Here is a 15,643-nt window from a genome sequence, read left to right as displayed (position 1 = left end):
ATTTCCTCCCAATGTACTGGTCAGAAGACCAGTTCGATATGCGTGTCTCCCGCTTTCACGATGTGTTCGCGCATCAGACGCTCAGCCAGATCGCCGTTACGTGCCGTAATTGCCTTCATGATTGCTTCATGCTCGTTGAAGGACTGCCGACGCACATCCTCGCGCGACAGAACAGTCACCCTTGCGGCGTGGTCGTACATGCGCTGTGCATTTTGCAACCGGCGCAGATATTCACATCCCGATGCCTCATGGATGCCGTCGTGGAACTTCTCGTTCAGCTCGATCAGCTGATCGACATTGCCTGCCTCGACCGCCGCCCGCATTTCTTCAATCACCGCGCGAAGAAAGCCGAACGCCTCCTCGCCGCCATGCTTGGCCGCCTGCCGCGCAATGATGCTTTCAAGCGCGGCACGAGCGAGCGTCATCTCTTCGGCCTGCCGCGCATTGAACGAGACGAACGTTCCACGACGGGCCTCCGTGCGCACCAGCCCTTCTCCTTCCAGCTGGCGCAGCGCTTCTTTCAAAGGGCTCGTGCTGATGCCCAGATCGGATGCCAGCTGCCTCTCATTCAGCTTTTCGCCGGACTTGATCCGCCCGGAAATAATCGCCTCCCGCAGATTGTCATGCACATGGTCTCTGAGGCTCTTCACCTTGATCGGAGAAAGGGGGGAAACGTTATCACCCAAGGCAACACCTGTTTGTCACTGAATTCACGCTCCGATCCTGAAACAGCGAATCTGATATGTCAATATCTGATACATCAGATATCAAAGGAAACTCTTCCGCTCGTTGTCAGACAATAAAAAAGACGGCCAAAGGCCGCCTTTCTTAAGCGTATCCTGATGTGCAGATCAGCCTATTCCGCCGCTGAATAATGCCCCTGATCCAGCCCGGCCTGCGCAATATGCAGGCGCTTGTAGCGTCCGTCCTTCATGGCCAGAAGCTCGGCATGACTGCCCTGTTCGGCGATCCGTCCGCCCTCCACCACCAGAATGCGGTCGGCATTGACGATGGTTGCAAGGCGGTGTGCGATCACCAGCGTCGTGCGCCCCTGTGAAAGCTCGGCGAGCGATTGCTGGATGGCACGTTCGGTTTCCGTATCGAGTGCGGAAGTCGCCTCATCGAGGATCAGGATCGGCGGGTTCTTCAGGAATATGCGCGCAATGGCCATGCGCTGCTTCTGCCCGCCGGAAAGCTTGACGCCACGCTCACCAATAACCGTGTCATAGCCTTCCGGCAGATTGGCAATCACGCCATCAAGCCGCGCGCGGCGCGCGGCCTCGACGATTTCCGCGTCAGTCGCATCAAGACGGCCATAGGCGATGTTTTCGCGGATCGTTCCGGCGAACAGGAACACATCCTGACTGACAATACCGATATTCGACCGCAGAGACTTCAGGGTCATATCGCGAATGTCGCTGCCGTCGGCAAGAATCGCGCCCTTCGTCACATCATAGAAACGCGGCAGCAGCGAGCAGATCGTCGTCTTGCCTGCACCGGAAGGACCAACAAAGGCAATCGTTTCGCCAGCACGAATGGAAATATCGAGACCGTCGACAATGGGGCGCTCGGTACTATAGCCGAAACTGACATCGCGATATTCGATATCGCCGGTCAGACGTGCAACGGACTGCGCACCGGGGCGGTCTGCAATATCCGGGCGCGTGTCGAGAAACTCCGTATAACGCTGAAAACCGGCAATGCCTTTCGGATAGGTTTCGATGACCGAATTGATCTTTTCAATCGGGCGGAAGAACACATTCACCAGCAGCAGGAAGCCGACAAATCCACCAGCCGTCAGTTCGCCGCGCACCACGAACCATGCGCCTGCCAGCATCACCACGACCTGCACAAAGCGCATCGACAGATAGGACAGAGACATCGACGCGGCCATGATCTTGTAGGCGGCGAGTTTGGTGGTGAGATACTTGTCGTTGCTCTCCGCGAAAAGCTGGCGTTCATGATCTTCGTTCGTGAAGGCCTGAACGACACGGATGCCGCCGACATTCTCCTCGATACGCGCGTTGAAATCACCGACGCGCCGGTAAAGCGCGTGCCATGTGTGCGTCATGCGTCCGCCATAGCGGGCGGTGACATAGGCCGACAGCGGTACGATGACGGCGGTAATCAGCGCAAGCTGCGGATGCACCCACAGCATCAGGATGAAGGCGCCGATCAGGGTCATGATCGCGATGAAGACATCTTCCGGTCCGTGATGCGCCACTTCGCCGATCTCTTCCAGATCCTTGGTCAGTCGCGCCACAAGATGGCCGGTCTTCTGATTATCGAAGAAGCCGAAGGAGAGTTTCTGCAGATGATCGAAGGCCTTGCGGCGCATCTCCGTCTCGATCTTGATGCCGAGCATATGCCCCCAATAGGTCACGATAACCTGCAGGAAGGCATTGACGACGTAGATGGCCAGCAGGCCGACCGCAGCAATGGCGATCACGCCAAGCTGGCCGGTCGGCAACAGCTTGTCGATGAAAAGCGTAACGGCAACCGGAAAGGCAAGCTCAAGCAGGCCGGACGCCACGGCGCTGGTAAAATCCAGCGCGAACAGCCCACGATGCGGACGATAATATCCGGCAAAACGTTTCAGCAATCCAGCCATGGCACGGTTCCCTCAAGATCATTCAGAGGGTGCCTAACTCATTCATCTCCCTATTAAAAGGGTAATTTGACCAAAGAGTTCAAGATTTGAATGCTTCTGCTGCCTTTTGTCCGGAATTTCGCCGCCCGGAATGATTTTCCTATGAATACTTCGTCATAATACGATCGTGGAAAATCATTCCCAAAACCATCATTGCAACGAAGAGCCATACCTGCGGCATCCCCATGGACAGTGCGGACACGACAGGGCCTGGACAAAAGCCTGCCAGCCCCCAACCCGCACCGAAAATGGCAGAACCGGTAATCAACCGACGGTCGATCTCAGTATTCTCCGGCAGATGGAAAGACTGGTCCAGCACCGGCCGCGCCATACGCCGCTGCAACATCACGCCGGGGATAGCCACCAGGAGGGCACCGCCCAGCACGAAGGCAAGACTCGGGTCCCAGTGACCGCTGGTAATATTCAGAAAACCCGTCACCCGCGACGGATCGATCATGCCCGACAGCGACAGGCCAAAACCAAAGATCGCGCCCGCAAGCAGCGTCATGGCCAGACGCGCATATGCCGACTGTTTCATAGCAATGCTCCCGAAATGCTGGCCACCACGATGCCGGTTACAAGAAAGGTGAGCGTTGCGGCTATCGAACGCCTGGAAAACCGCGCCATGCCGAGGATGCCATGACCGGATGTGCAGCCCGATCCCATCCGCGTTCCGATACCGACCAGAAGTCCTGCCACGACGATGACGGGCCAGGACATAGCCATCGTGACCGGGGGAAAGGAACCATAAATTGCCGCATAGATAATCGGCCCCAGAACGAGGCCGACGACAAAGACCGCATTGGCTGGAACCTGTTTGCCGCCCAGAAGCCGCCCGACGATGCCGCTGATCCCGGCGATGCGCCCATTGAAGACAAGCAGCAGGACTGCGGAAAGACCGAGCAACATGCCGCCTGCCAATGATTGCAGATAGGTTGTGATCATGCCCGCTCCTCCGGTGCACAAAAAATGCCGTAAAGCGCCTCGATGAGTTGTGCGGCCTTGGCTTCCGTCAGCCGGTAGAAAATCTGCTTCGCTTCGCGACGGGTTTCGACAATGCCCGCTTCGCGCAGCACGCCCAGCTGCTGCGACAGTGTCGGCTGGTGAATGCCAAGCGCTTCCTCCAGCTCTCCAACCGAATATTCCCGTTCTGCAAGCGTGCAGGCCAGCATAAGCCGCGCCGGATGCGACAGCGTCTTGAGGAGTTCGGCAACCTCGGTTGCCCGCCCCTCCATTTCCGTGCGCGTCATCTTGTTTTCATGGGCTGGCGCTCGGCCCGAAATCGCATCCATCATGGCACCCTATTTTCAATATACAATTAAATATAATGTATATTGTTTTTTACAAGAGAGCCAGAACAATAATGCCGCCGTACAAAATTGAACGGTGGCTTTGAGCTTAATTCTGGAGCAGTGACTGAACGGCGGCCAGTTCCGTCTGGCGCAACTCGTGCCCGCCCGGATGCCAGACCAGCTCGACATCAGCTTTCTGGCGCTCGAAATAATGTGCAAGCGCTTCTGTCAGATCCGGCGGACAGATCGGGTCCATCCGCCCGGCAGTCATCAGAATTTTCGCGCCTTCGAGCGCCGGATTGTCCTTCGGCCTGAATGGCACCAGCGGATGCAGAAGTGCCGCCTTGTCGAACACCCTGCCTTTCTCGATCAGCAGGTTCGCCATGATATTGGCGCCATTGGAATAGCCGAGCCCGATCACTTCGGATGGCTTGTGCTGCGCCACAAGGCCAGCGATGAAACCGGCCATCTTGTCGGTGGCGCGAGCGAGGTCTTCCATATCGTAGACGCCCTCGCCTGTGCGGCGGAAGAAGCGCGCAGCGCCATATTCCGACACATCACCGCGTGGCGACACGATGGTCGCTTCCGGCAAAAGCTGTTCCGCCAGACCGAAAAACTGGTTTTCATCGCCGCCCGTACCGTGAAACACGATGAACAGCGGCGCTCCGTTCGCACCGGCCTTCAGCCGGTGCTCATAGGTTTGGATTGTCATGTTCAATCTCCTGTCCCGACGTCTTCAGATCTTGTCCAGATGCTCTTCGAGATAGCCACGCAGATGTTGGTGCTGCTCCGGCAGCTTCAGCGCTTCACCGAGATGGGCCGTATCCTCGTCGCGGTCGAAACCGGGCTCGTTGGTCGCCACCTCGAACAGCACGCCGCCCGGCGTGCGGAAATAGATCGCCCAGAAGTAATCGCGGTCGATGACCGGTGTGACGTGATAGCCCGTATCCATCAGCGCCTTGCGCACCTCCAGCTGCTTCTCGCGGTTTTCGACGGCGAATGCCACGTGATGCACGGAACCGGCACCCTGCTGGTTGCGACCAACTGCTGGCAAGGTTTCCAGATCGATGACGCCCGCACCATTGCCTTCCGGCATGATGAGCCGGGTGACACCGTCCTTCGCATCGAGCTTCTGATATCCCATATATTTCAGCAGTTCCGAGGTCGCGCCTTCGTCGCGAAGCCGCATTGAGACCGAATGAAAGCCACGGATGGCGTGCTCGGCATCAATCCCCTCATGTGCCCACGGCGCACGTGGATCGTCCTTCACTTCAACCAGTGCAAAACTGTCGCCATCCGGTCCACGGAAATGGATACGCTTTTCGCCGAACGCTTCGTCGTCGGATTCAATCTTGACGGCGGATTGCTCGAAACGATCCTTCCAGAAGCCAAGAGAACCCTGCGGCACGGCAAATACCGTCGTCCCCACCTCGCCCGTACCATCGCGACTGCGCGGCATGCCGGGAAACGGGAAATAGGTCATGACAGTGCCGGGCGTGCCTAGTTCATCACCATAATAGAGATGATAGACACTCGGATCGTCGAAATTGACGGTCTTCTTGACGCGGCGCAGTCCCAGAGTATCGGTGAAAAAGCGGTTATTGGAGCGCGCATCGGCGGCAAGCGAGGTCACGTGGTGGAGGCCCTTGATCTGATTAAGCATGGCTATCTCTCCTGTTGTGTTACCGCCAATATAGCCATCGGTATGATCATTGAAACATTGACAATCATGCACAGATTGTATCGATTTCAGATACAGTTGCAGGCAATGATGATTTCCATCTAGACGTACTGCCCATTCAAAGTTTAGCTACCTGCAACAGCAATATAGAAAGGTTCCCCATGGCGTCCGGCTTGTTCGCGCTTCTCGATGATGTCGCAGCCATTGCGAAAATGGCGGCAGCTTCGCTCGACGATGTTGCAGGACAGACGGCAAAGGCCAGCGCCAAGGCTGCAGGCATCGTGATTGATGATACGGCCGTTACGCCGAAATATGTTGTGGGACTGAAGCCGGAACGTGAATTGCCGGTCATCTGGAAAATCACCAAGGGATCGCTGCGCAACAAGCTCATCGTCCTGCTGCCGCTGGCGCTCATCCTCGGCTATTTCGCACCATCCTTCATCATGCCGCTTCTGATGATCGGCGGTGTCTATCTGGCCTTTGAAGGAACGGAAAAGCTGGTGGAGTTCTTCATCCCGCACAAGGAAGAGGAACATGAGGAAACCAAGGGCACGACTGCCAAGGAGATCGAGGAAACAACCGTCAGCGGTGCGATCCGCACGGACTTCATCCTGTCGGCGGAAATCATGGCGCTGACGCTGGCGGGCCTGGCTCCGTCGAGCATCTATACGCAGGCAGCCATCCTCGCCGCAGTCGGCATATTGATCACCTTCGCCGTTTATGGCGTGGTCGGCATCATCGTGAAGCTCGACGATATGGGCGTCTCGCTCGTGCGCAACAGTCACACGGCTTTCGGCAGGCAACTCGGCAAGGGGCTGGTCGCGGGCATGCCCATCATATTGAAGGTTCTGAGCACTGTTGGCACCATCGCCATGCTTTGGGTCGGCGGCAGCATCATCGTACATGGGCTGGATTCCATCGGCATCCATAGCGTTGAAGCCTTCATCCATTCCATCGTCTCGCACCTGCCGACCGAGGGCACCCGGTTTGCAGCCGCCTTCGAATGGATCGCCACGTCCTTCCTGCAGGCTGTACTTGCGGTTCTAATCGGTATTGTCGTCGTGATAGCCGTCAACGTCTTCAAGGCCCTGAAAGCGAAGGCCTAGAGCGCGTTTCGATCTGATTGCATCAGATCGGCGCCCTATCTGTTCGTTTTCACGCATGTCTTCATCCCGAAGCCGGTTCCCACTTTCGGGAGACATGCTCTAACTTCAGGCCAGATAGCGCTTGAACCATTCGATTGTCCGATCCCATGCGAGCTTCGCCGCCGCTTCGTCGTAGCGCGGTGTGGAATCGTTGTGGAAGCCATGATTGACGCCCGGATAGATGTAAGCCTCGTAGGTCTTGCCGTTCTTTTTCAACGCTTCCTCATAAGCGGGCCAGCCCTCATTGATGCGGGTGTCCAGTTCGGCATAGTGCAACAGGATAGGCGCCTTGATGCGCGACACTTCATCCGCCGGAGCCTGCCTGCCATAGAAAGGCACAGCGGCTGCGAGTTCCGGAAAGGCGACCGCCGCCGCATTGGCAACACCACCGCCATAGCAAAAGCCGGTAATGCCGACCTTTCCGGTCGTCAGATCGCTTTTCATCATGAAATCGACCGCCGCAAAGAAGTCGTTCATCAGCTTGGTCGGGTCGACCTGCTGCTGTAATTCACGGCCCTTATCGTCATTGCCGGGATAGCCACCAACCGAGGTGAGACCGTCGGGCGCGAGTGCGATGAAACCGGCCTTTGCGACACGGCGGGCGACGTCTTCGATATACGGGTTCAGTCCGCGATTTTCGTGCACTACCACGACGGCGGGCAGCTTGCCCTGCAGCTTGGCCGGTCGCACCAGATAGGCTCGAACCTCGCCGTTTCCTTCCGGTGACGAATAGGTGATGTATTCGGGATGGATATCGGGATCGGTGAATTCGACCTGTTGCGCCATCGCATAATCGGGACTGAGCGAGGCCAGTATGGTTGTGGCCGTCATGGTGCCGACCGCAAACTTTGCAGCCTTGTCCAGAAACTCTCGTTTGGTTATCCGACCATGGGCATAGAAATCGTAGAGTTCGAGAAGTTCTTGCGGGAAATCCTTCGCCGTCAGACGTGTCATGGTCAGCCCTTCCTCTCAAAGAAGGTCAGTCTAGCACAAGGTTGAAATGGAGCCACACCGCTGCCTGCAATGCATATCGGCAGCTTCTTCACATTGATTGAAACCAACTTTACTGCATTCGTCTTTCAAAACAAAAGGCCCGGCAAAAGCCGGGTCTTTTCAATGAATTATATCCGAGAGCATCAGATATTCGGCTCGATCTTGCCCTTGCCTTTAGCCCCGCCTTTATCCTTGGCCGTGAGCTTGTCGATATAGGCGAGGAACAGCGCCGAAAACACGAATGCCAGATGGATGATGGTGAACCACAGCAACTGGTTTGACGTGTAGGTGGTGGCGTTGAGGAATATCTGCAGCAGATGAATCGACGAGATCGCCACGATGGTCGAGGCAACCTTGATCTTGAGCGAGCCCGCATCGATGGTGCCAAGCCAATGCACCTCGTCGCCAGCCTGATCGAAGCGGCTGACGAAATTCTCATAGCCCGAAATGATGACCATCACCACGAGGCTCGCAATCAACGCCGCGTCGATGAGCCCTAGGACTTTCAGGATCGTGTCGGTATCATTCAGCGCGGTAACTTTCGTTGCAAAATCGAACAGCTTGCCCACGAAGGATACAGCATAGATCGCCAGCGCGACGGCGAGGCCGAGATAGAAGACAACCAGCAGCCAGCGTGACGCCAGAATGATATTTTCGATCAGAAGTTCAATTCGTTTCATCGATCCGGTTCCAGGTAATCATATCGACACCTCTTAAAAAACCGCGCGCTTTTGGCAAGCGCGTCAGATATTGAATGATGTGCAAAAGTAGGATCGCGACTGCTTTCTTACAATATCAGCTTTCGTCTGCTGCTTGCAGCAATTCCAGTGCGAGCTTGCGCGCGCCCGCAGAAATGTCCGGATTGAAGACCAGCCAATAACCTTTGTCGCTCGTCTGCGACACCTCGCAAGCATGGACAAGCTGCCCGCGCTGCACGGCCCCGTCGATCAGCCCCGCCCAGCCAAGCGCCACCCCCTGATCGGCAATGGCTGCCTCGATCACCAGATTATAGGTGTTGAAGACCAGCCCGTAATTGCCGTCCTCGATGTCCTCACCGATAGCATCGAGCCATGACTGCCATGTGAACCAGCGATCACCCTGCAGCGTATCAAGATGCAGCAGTGAAGCGGTACCCAGCCGTTTCCCATCCGGAAACGGGCCATGCTCGGCAAGATAGGCAGGCGAACAGACCGGCACGACTTTTTCACCGATGAAGGCGATAGCGTCCTTCGGGAAATCCTCGCGACCGCCGAAAAGGACCGAAATATCCGCGTCACGCCGGTCGAGCGGCTGAAGCATGGATGATGCCGTGATGCGCACATCCACCTCCGGATGTTTCGGGCGAAACTGCGCGACACGCGGCATCAGCCAGAACGTCGCGAAGCCATAGTCGGTCGCGATCCGCAGTCCCGGCGCGCGCTGGCGACGTTTTATCTGCTGCACAGCCTCATCGATTCCATCGAGACCGGAGCGCACTGCTTCATAAAGAATGCGGCCCTCGGGCAATATCTCGACACCACGGGCCCGTCGAGCGAACAATGCGACGCCCAGACGCTCCTCGATGCGTTTTATCTGATAGCTGACCGCCGGTTGCGTCATGCCGAGTTCACGCGCTGCAAGGGTCAGATTTTCCAATCGTCCCACCGCTTCGAAAACGCCAAGGCTGCCAAGGTCCCAGGATGGAGAAACCATAAATACTTTCTATAGCTTCGATAAAAAATGAATGGGTTTTTCCTTAGCCTAAATGATGTTCTCCTTAAAGTAGGAACATAAGACATAACTGGTCTTAATCTATAGGAGGGGTCACAAAATGCGCTACTTGAAGATTGCGGCACTGACGTTCACGGCACTGGCGGGGCTTTCAGGAGCGGCTTCTGCTGCCGATCCCGCAGCTTGCGAAACCATCCGGCTGTCCGATCCGGGCTGGACCGACATCACCTCCACCAACTCCGTCGCAAGCGTGCTGCTGGAAGGTCTCGGCTATAAGCCCGATGTAAAGACCATGTCCGTGCCGATCGGCTATGAGGCGCTCAAGACCGGTAATCTTGACGTTTTCCTCGGCAACTGGATGCCCGCACAGCAGAAGTTCCGCGACGATCTCGACAAGGCGAAAGCCGCCGAAGTCATCGTCAAGAATCTCGAAGGGGCGAAGTTCACTCTGGCCGTGCCGGATTATGTGGCAAGCGAAGGCGTGAAGGACTTTGCCGATCTTGCCGCCCATGCGGACAAATTTGGCAAGGAAATCTACGGCATCGAGCCGGGTGCGCCTGCCAACCAGAACATCCAGAAAATCATCGAGGACCAGAAGTTCAAGCTCGATGGCTGGAAGCTGGTGGAATCGAGCGAGCAGGCCATGCTCGCGCAGGTGGATCGCAAGAACAAGGATAAGGCATGGGTCGTGTTTCTGGCCTGGGCGCCGCACCCGATGAACAACAAGCTCAAGATAGAATATCTGGCGGGTGGCGATGACTATTTCGGCCCGAATTTCGGCGGCGCGGAAGTCTACACGCTTGGCCGCACCGGCTGGGCCGCGCAGTGCCCGAATGCCGCAACGTTCTTCAAGAGCCTCACTTTCACTGTCGATATCGAGAATGAGCTGATGGGCAAGATTCTCGATGAAGGTGCGGAAGGTCCTGCAGCCGCCAAGGAATGGCTGAAGGCGCATCCGGACCAGATCGACAAATGGCTTGCGGGTGTCACCACATTCAAGGGCGAACCGGGCGCGGAAGCCGTCAAGGCAAACCTCGGTCTTTAACCGAGAACAACACGCAGTTTGCAGGCGGGCGTTTCAGCGCCCGCCGTTTCGCGTTCCCACACTTGCCAACGGTCCCGCACAATGAAAAAGCCGAATATCCTCATCCTCATGGTCGATCAGCTGAACGGCACGTTCTTTCCGGACGGCCCGGCCGAATTCCTGCATGTTCCCAATCTGAGAAAGCTTGCCGAACATTCCGCCCGTTTTGCCAACTGCTACACCGCGAGCCCCCTCTGTGCCCCGGCGCGTGCATCGTTCATGTCGGGCCAGTTGCCGTTTCGAACTGGCGTCTATGACAATGCTGCGGAGTTTTCGTCTGAAATCCCGACCTATGCGCATCATCTCCGCAACGCTGGCTACCAGACGGCGCTTTCCGGCAAGATGCATTTCGTCGGTCCGGATCAGCTGCACGGTTTCGAGCAGCGGCTCACCACCGACATCTACCCGGCGGATTTCGGCTGGACGCCAGATTATCGCAAGCCCGGTGAACGTATCGACTGGTGGTATCACAATCTCGGTTCGATCACCGGAGCGGGTTCCGCCGAAATCACCAACCAGCTCGAATATGACGATGAAGTTGCCTATCAGGCCGAAGCAAAGCTCTATGATCTGGCGCGCGGCCACGACGAGCGGCCATGGTGTCTGACGGTCAGTTTCACACATCCGCATGACCCTTACGTAGCGCGCAAGCACTTCTTCGATCTCTATGCGGGCATTCCCGAACTTGATCCGAAAATCGGACCGCTGGCTGAAAGCGAGATCGACCCGCACACCGAACGCCTGTTACGGGCCTGCAAGGCCGAGGACTACGATCTGACCCGCGAACAGGTTCGCACGGCACGTCAGGCCTATTTCGCCAATATCTCCTATGTGGATGACAAGATCGGCGTCCTGCTCGATGTCGTCGAACGCTGCGGCATGGCGGATGACACGATTGTCGTCTTCACTTCCGATCACGGCGATATGCTTGGCGAACGCGGCCTGTGGTTCAAGATGAGCTTCTTCGATGGCTCCGCTCGCGTCCCGTTGATGATTGCGGCCCCGCAATTGCGGGCTGGCCGCGTGGATGCGCCCGTCTCGACGCTCGACGTTCTGCCGACACTGGCCGACCTTGCCGGGATCGACCTCAAGGGCATCATGCCGTGGGCCGACGGCGTTTCACTGACAGATGTTGCCTCCGGTACAGCCGAACGCGGTGCGGTTCCGGTCGAATATGCAGCCGAAGGCACCATTGCGCCAATGATCTCGCTGCGGGATGGCGACTGGAAGCTCAACCTGTGCCGCGCCGACCCGCCACAATTGCTCAACCTTGCCGACGATCCCGACGAGCTGCGCAATCTGGCGGAACTGCCGGAATTCAAAACCGTTCTGGACGACCTTCTGGCCAAAGCTGAAAAACGCTGGAATCTGGAACGCTACGATGCCGACGTCCGGGCCAGTCAGGCTCGTCGCCACGTCGTCTATCCGGCGTTGCGCAACGGCGCCTATTATCCATGGGACTACCAGCCGCTGCAAAAGGCGTCCGAGCGCTATATGCGCAACCACATGGACCTGAACGTACTGGAAGAAAACCAGCGCTTTCCGCGCTGATTAGCAAAGCGGGGCCTCACAGCCCCGCTTGCTCAAACCCTTACTGTTCCGAGAACTCCAGAACCGTGCCGCTGGCATTTTCCGGCAGCACGGCGATGCCCGCAGATGTCTTCACGTGGGAAATTCCGTTGGCATCGAGAACGCCGCGCGCCTTATCCAGCGATGCGACCCGGATGCGCAGAACGGCGAAAGCCTTGCCCGGTGTCCGGGCAAAATCCACACCGGGATAGATTGCAGCGGCTTTCTCCTCACTCACAACCCATATGTCTGCCGAACGTGAGCCTGTCGAAACCTTCCAGCCACCATCCTGTGCCTCTGCCTTGCCATTGGCGTACAGGCGGGCAAAACCTTTGGCGGCGGCTTCCGGATCGGATGAGATGGCAACAATGGCGGAAAGGCCATTTGCACCATTTGCATGTTCGATCAGTTCCGGCAGCCAGACTGTTTCGCGGGTCTTGTGCTGGCACATGAAGACCATACCTTGCGGCACTTCACTTTCCGCGAAAGACACCGTTTCAAAAGCCGCAACACCCTCGCCACCGCCCGGCAGTTCTACCGGACGCTGAAACGCGCCAACCTCGCCGGTCTTGATGCCCAGCACGCCCAGTTCCGCCTTGGCATCGCGCGCATTGTCGATGCGGCAGGCAATGGCATGGAGACCTTCGCCCTGCGCTGCCAGCTTCTCGCGCTGATGCAGATTGCCCGGCGTCTCGGCGACGATGCCGAGCAGCTCGAAATAATCCTCCGGAAACATGATGGTGTAGTTGCCGGTGCCCTTTTCCTTGCTGTGGAGGCCGCGCGGGCTCAGCGTAAATCCGAAACGGCGATATTGTTCGGCACTTTTCTCCAGATCGCCGACCAGCAGGAAAATATGATCGACGCCTTTGACCGGATGAGACATACAAAACTTCCTTTTCTATTTCTTGGTCGGAGCCAGAACAATCTCGTGGATCGTAACCTTGGGATTCATATTGGCAACATAGAGGGCGGTTTCAGCCATATCCTCGGGCTGGATGACATCATCCATGCGAGAGAGATCGAAGCCCGGACGACGCGCCAGAAGCGGCGTCGCCACCTCACCGGGGCATAGCACGGTCGACCGGATGCCGTTCGGCCCTTCCTGCGCATTCAGGCTGGCGCTCAGATCGTTGAGCGCATGTTTGGACGCACCATAAGGAACACCGCCGCCGGGCGATGAAAACCGCCCTGCCCAGGACGATGTGTGGATCATCAACCCACCACCCTGCGCACGCATAGGCGTCAGAGCAGCGGCAATCACATTGATTGCACCCTTGATGTTGATGTCGATGACATCGTCCCATGAATCGAAATCAATATCCGCCCAGCTACGGCGCGGAATATTGAGACCGGCATTGTTGCAGAGCACATCAAGACGACCTGCCCATTCGACGATAGCTCCGGCAGTAGCGGCAACTGCCTCCCGGTCGAGAACATCCGCCGGAAATATCTGCGCCTCGCCACCATTGGAGACGATCGCCTCGGCAATCGCTGCAAGTGCATCCGCCTTGCGGCCCGTCAGCGCCACCCGCCAGCCCTCGCGTGCGAACCTTCGCGCCATGGCAGCGCCGATGCCCGACCCGGCGCCGGTGATCCAGACCGCGCCGCGCTCGTTTTTGCCCGAGTTTGCGTTCTGCTCGGGGGAATTCTGGCTCATCAACAAACTCCGTCGTAGAAAATCGACATTTATTAACGCAGGCTGGTCGAGAAATTTTACCAATTTTGCCCGCGATATTAGTTTATCTTGACATTATCGCCACGGATTCTAGCATATCAATGCTTGCATACAATAAAGACCCTCTGAGGTGGCATTTCGTTGCGATTTCAGGGGCTTGAACAATATTGGGACGTGCGGGAAAAGAGGCTGGAAAGCCCTCCCTCAACGTCCTTCAGGGGAACAGAGAATGCATATCAGAAAAGCTGGCCTTGGCCTGTTTCTAGCGGCGTTTTCGCTTGCGACGGCGTCTTCGCACGCCGAAGAAGTGAAGCGCGGCGGCACTGTCATCGTCCATATGAACACCGAGCAGGGTGTGCTTAACCCTGCGCTGCGCGCCTCCACCGGTGTCTATCAGATCACCGGCCGCATCATGGAGCCGCTGATCGATCGCACCTACGAGGGCTATGTGCCGGTTCTGGCGACAAGCTGGTCTTCCTCGGAAGACGGCAAGGCTATCACCTTCAAGCTGCGCGAGAATGTGCGCTGGCACGACGGCCAGCCCTTCACCTGCGATGACGTTTCGTACAGCGCGATGAACCTCTGGAAGAAGCTGCTCAACTATTCGACCACGCTTCAGGCCAATCTCGAAGCCGTCGATTGCACCGATCCGCACACGGCAGTGTTCCGCTATTCCAAGCCGATGCCGCTGGAGCTGCTCGTCGCCGCCATGCCTGATCTCGGTCATCCGGTGCCGAAGCATCTTTATGAAGGCACGGATATTCTCAAGAACAAGTACAACGCCGCACCGGTCGGCACGGGACCGTTCAAGTTCGTCGAATATGAGCGTGGCCAGCACATCATTGCCGAGCGCAACGACGATTACTGGCGTGGCAAGGAATATCCTTATCTCGACCGCATCGTCTGGCGTTTCATGCCGGACAAGGCCGCTGCTGCCGCAGCGCTTGAAGCCGGTGAAATGATGGAAACCGCCTTCAACGGCATTTCCATGTCGGATACCGAGCGCCTCCAGAAGGATGGCCGCTTCGACACCGGCACCAAGGGTTTCGAAAACAACGTTGCCCACTCGACCATCGAGTTCAATCTGCGCAATCCGATCCTTGCCAATCTGAAAGTTCGTCAGGCGATCTATCACGCGCTCGATATCGACTTTGCGATCAAGACAATCATGCGCGGCTATGCCAAGCCGGGCCGTGGCCCGATCCCAAGCGCCGGCGGCGCCAATTACACGGATCAGGTCCAAACCTACCCGTATGATGTTGAAAAGGCGAAGAAACTGCTCGACGAAGCCGGTTATCCGGCTGGCCCCGACGGCATCCGCTTCAAGCTGCGTCATCGCCCGGCACCATGGGGTGAATATACGCAGCTCTGGGCCGAATATTATGCTCAGGCGATGAAGGAAGTCGGTATCGACGTCCAGATCCTGACCAACGATGCGCCGGGCTTTCTGAACGGTGTCTATCGTGACCATGACTTCGACACGGCAAGCGGCTGGCACCAATTCCGCTCCGATCCGGCTGTTTCCACCACCGTCTGGCTGCGCTCCGGCGCTCCGGTCGGCACCGCATGGTCCAACCAGTTCGACTACAAATCGGACGAAATGGACAGCCTGATCGACAAGGCCGCGAGCGAGCTCGACCCGACCAAGCGCGCCGATCTTTATCACCAGATCCAGCAGCTTGAGATGAAAGACCTGCCGGTCATCTTCGCCATCGAACATCCGTTCGTCGGCGTGACCAACAAGGTCTTGAAGAACCACCACAACACGCCGCGCTGGGATTCTTCCAGTTGGTACGATCTGTGGATCGATCAATAAGCAATACCAGCCGCTGCCGGTCATCCGG

The 15,643-nt window shown here is 57.2% G+C and carries 16 protein-coding genes; 4 read left to right on the top strand and 12 right to left on the bottom strand.

Annotation, left to right across the window (positions count from 1 at the left end; translation table 11 throughout):
• Nucleotides 1-20 precede the first annotated feature (20 nt).
• The 7 genes from OANT_RS17270 to OANT_RS17240 form a co-directional block, all read right to left on the bottom strand.
• Complete coding sequence (locus tag OANT_RS17270; RefSeq protein WP_010658533.1) at nucleotides 21-629, bottom strand: GntR family transcriptional regulator; 609 nt, start codon at nucleotides 627-629, stop codon at nucleotides 21-23.
• 227 nt (nucleotides 630-856) lie between these two features.
• Entirely contained in the window at nucleotides 857-2,611 is a 1,755-nt protein-coding gene (locus OANT_RS17265) for an ABC transporter ATP-binding protein (protein ID WP_012092767.1), read from the bottom strand.
• Nucleotides 2,612-2,750: 139 nt separating this feature from the next.
• Nucleotides 2,751-3,188: a YeeE/YedE family protein gene (locus tag OANT_RS17260; RefSeq protein ID WP_012092766.1), complete on the bottom strand. Its 438-nt coding sequence runs from the start codon at nucleotides 3,186-3,188 to the stop codon at nucleotides 2,751-2,753.
• Complete coding sequence (locus OANT_RS17255; RefSeq protein ID WP_012092765.1) at nucleotides 3,185-3,595, bottom strand: YeeE/YedE family protein; 411 nt, start codon at nucleotides 3,593-3,595, stop codon at nucleotides 3,185-3,187. Before OANT_RS17255 ends, OANT_RS17260 begins: the two co-directional genes overlap by 4 nt.
• Complete coding sequence (bigR, locus tag OANT_RS17250) at nucleotides 3,592-3,942, bottom strand: sulfite-sensing transcriptional repressor BigR (protein ID WP_012092764.1); 351 nt, start codon at nucleotides 3,940-3,942, stop codon at nucleotides 3,592-3,594. Before bigR ends, OANT_RS17255 begins: the two co-directional genes overlap by 4 nt.
• Nucleotides 3,943-4,048: 106 nt before the next feature.
• Nucleotides 4,049-4,654 carry an alpha/beta hydrolase gene (locus OANT_RS17245; RefSeq protein ID WP_012092763.1) on the bottom strand — a complete coding sequence of 202 codons (606 nt, stop codon included), beginning with the start codon at nucleotides 4,652-4,654 and terminating at the stop codon, nucleotides 4,049-4,051.
• 24 nt (nucleotides 4,655-4,678) lie between these two features.
• Nucleotides 4,679-5,605 carry a VOC family protein gene (locus OANT_RS17240; RefSeq protein ID WP_012092762.1) on the bottom strand — a complete coding sequence of 309 codons (927 nt, stop codon included), beginning with the start codon at nucleotides 5,603-5,605 and terminating at the stop codon, nucleotides 4,679-4,681.
• 179 nt (nucleotides 5,606-5,784) lie between these two features.
• Between OANT_RS17240 and OANT_RS17235 the strand changes: the two genes are divergently transcribed.
• Nucleotides 5,785-6,729, top strand: a complete 945-nt coding sequence (locus tag OANT_RS17235; protein WP_010658526.1) for a DUF808 domain-containing protein — start codon at nucleotides 5,785-5,787, stop codon at nucleotides 6,727-6,729.
• A gap of 105 nt (nucleotides 6,730-6,834) precedes the next feature.
• On the opposite strand, the gene yghX is transcribed toward OANT_RS17235, so the two are convergent.
• From yghX to OANT_RS17220, 3 genes are all read right to left on the bottom strand, one after another.
• Nucleotides 6,835-7,722 carry a YghX family hydrolase gene (gene yghX / locus OANT_RS17230; RefSeq protein ID WP_012092761.1) on the bottom strand — a complete coding sequence of 296 codons (888 nt, stop codon included), beginning with the start codon at nucleotides 7,720-7,722 and terminating at the stop codon, nucleotides 6,835-6,837.
• Nucleotides 7,723-7,904: 182 nt separating this feature from the next.
• Nucleotides 7,905-8,441, bottom strand: coding sequence for a TIGR00645 family protein (locus OANT_RS17225; protein WP_010658524.1), 537 nt, complete (start codon nucleotides 8,439-8,441; stop codon nucleotides 7,905-7,907).
• A gap of 115 nt (nucleotides 8,442-8,556) precedes the next feature.
• Nucleotides 8,557-9,453 carry a LysR substrate-binding domain-containing protein gene (locus OANT_RS17220; RefSeq protein ID WP_012092760.1) on the bottom strand — a complete coding sequence of 299 codons (897 nt, stop codon included), beginning with the start codon at nucleotides 9,451-9,453 and terminating at the stop codon, nucleotides 8,557-8,559.
• A gap of 118 nt (nucleotides 9,454-9,571) precedes the next feature.
• Here OANT_RS17220 and choX point away from each other — a divergent pair, with 118 nt between their 5' ends.
• Together choX and betC are read left to right on the top strand one after the other, a co-directional pair.
• Nucleotides 9,572-10,516: a choline ABC transporter substrate-binding protein gene (gene choX, locus OANT_RS17215; RefSeq protein WP_012092759.1), complete on the top strand. Its 945-nt coding sequence runs from the start codon at nucleotides 9,572-9,574 to the stop codon at nucleotides 10,514-10,516.
• An 81-nt stretch (nucleotides 10,517-10,597) separates the two neighbouring features.
• The gene (betC, locus tag OANT_RS17210) at nucleotides 10,598-12,106 is read left to right on the top strand and encodes a choline-sulfatase (RefSeq protein WP_012092758.1); all 1,509 of its coding nucleotides are present in this window, start codon (nucleotides 10,598-10,600) and stop codon (nucleotides 12,104-12,106) included.
• Nucleotides 12,107-12,146: 40 nt separating this feature from the next.
• Here betC and OANT_RS17205 read toward each other — a convergent pair whose 3' ends face one another.
• Complete coding sequence (locus OANT_RS17205) at nucleotides 12,147-13,007, bottom strand: VOC family protein (RefSeq protein ID WP_012092757.1); 861 nt, start codon at nucleotides 13,005-13,007, stop codon at nucleotides 12,147-12,149.
• 15 nt (nucleotides 13,008-13,022) lie between these two features.
• Nucleotides 13,023-13,781, bottom strand: coding sequence for an SDR family oxidoreductase (locus OANT_RS17200; RefSeq protein ID WP_012092756.1), 759 nt, complete (start codon nucleotides 13,779-13,781; stop codon nucleotides 13,023-13,025).
• Between the two features lie 247 nt (nucleotides 13,782-14,028).
• On the opposite strand from OANT_RS17200, the gene OANT_RS17195 reads away from it, so the two are divergent.
• The gene (locus tag OANT_RS17195) at nucleotides 14,029-15,615 is read left to right on the top strand and encodes an ABC transporter substrate-binding protein (protein ID WP_012092755.1); all 1,587 of its coding nucleotides are present in this window, start codon (nucleotides 14,029-14,031) and stop codon (nucleotides 15,613-15,615) included.
• The last annotated feature ends 28 nt before the right edge of the window (nucleotides 15,616-15,643 follow it).

Source organism: Brucella anthropi ATCC 49188 (genome assembly GCF_000017405.1).
Lineage (GTDB): Bacteria > Pseudomonadota > Alphaproteobacteria > Rhizobiales > Rhizobiaceae > Brucella > Brucella anthropi.
Note: the sequence above shows the minus strand (reverse complement) of the source record. Positions and strands in the feature narration are given on the sequence as shown.

Excerpts from the sequence above, each read along its gene's own strand:
- choX (WP_012092759.1), top strand. The coding sequence starts at position 9,572 with ATGCGCTACTTGAAGATTGCGGCACTGACGTTCACGGCACTGGCGGGG.
- OANT_RS17195 (WP_012092755.1), top strand. The coding sequence starts at position 14,029 with ATGCATATCAGAAAAGCTGGCCTTGGCCTGTTTCTAGCGGCGTTTTCG.
- OANT_RS17260 (WP_012092766.1), bottom strand. The coding sequence starts at position 3,188 with ATGAAACAGTCGGCATATGCGCGTCTGGCCATGACGCTGCTTGCGGGC.
- OANT_RS17255 (WP_012092765.1), bottom strand. The coding sequence starts at position 3,595 with ATGATCACAACCTATCTGCAATCATTGGCAGGCGGCATGTTGCTCGGT.
- OANT_RS17245 (WP_012092763.1), bottom strand. The coding sequence starts at position 4,654 with ATGACAATCCAAACCTATGAGCACCGGCTGAAGGCCGGTGCGAACGGA.
- OANT_RS17205 (WP_012092757.1), bottom strand. The coding sequence starts at position 13,007 with ATGTCTCATCCGGTCAAAGGCGTCGATCATATTTTCCTGCTGGTCGGC.
- OANT_RS17265 (WP_012092767.1), bottom strand. The coding sequence starts at position 2,611 with ATGGCTGGATTGCTGAAACGTTTTGCCGGATATTATCGTCCGCATCGT.
- bigR (WP_012092764.1), bottom strand. The coding sequence starts at position 3,942 with ATGGATGCGATTTCGGGCCGAGCGCCAGCCCATGAAAACAAGATGACG.
- OANT_RS17220 (WP_012092760.1), bottom strand. The coding sequence starts at position 9,453 with ATGGTTTCTCCATCCTGGGACCTTGGCAGCCTTGGCGTTTTCGAAGCG.
- betC (WP_012092758.1), top strand. The coding sequence starts at position 10,598 with ATGAAAAAGCCGAATATCCTCATCCTCATGGTCGATCAGCTGAACGGC.
- yghX (WP_012092761.1), bottom strand. The coding sequence starts at position 7,722 with ATGACACGTCTGACGGCGAAGGATTTCCCGCAAGAACTTCTCGAACTC.
- OANT_RS17235 (WP_010658526.1), top strand. The coding sequence starts at position 5,785 with ATGGCGTCCGGCTTGTTCGCGCTTCTCGATGATGTCGCAGCCATTGCG.
- OANT_RS17240 (WP_012092762.1), bottom strand. The coding sequence starts at position 5,605 with ATGCTTAATCAGATCAAGGGCCTCCACCACGTGACCTCGCTTGCCGCC.
- OANT_RS17200 (WP_012092756.1), bottom strand. The coding sequence starts at position 13,781 with ATGAGCCAGAATTCCCCCGAGCAGAACGCAAACTCGGGCAAAAACGAG.
- OANT_RS17225 (WP_010658524.1), bottom strand. The coding sequence starts at position 8,441 with ATGAAACGAATTGAACTTCTGATCGAAAATATCATTCTGGCGTCACGC.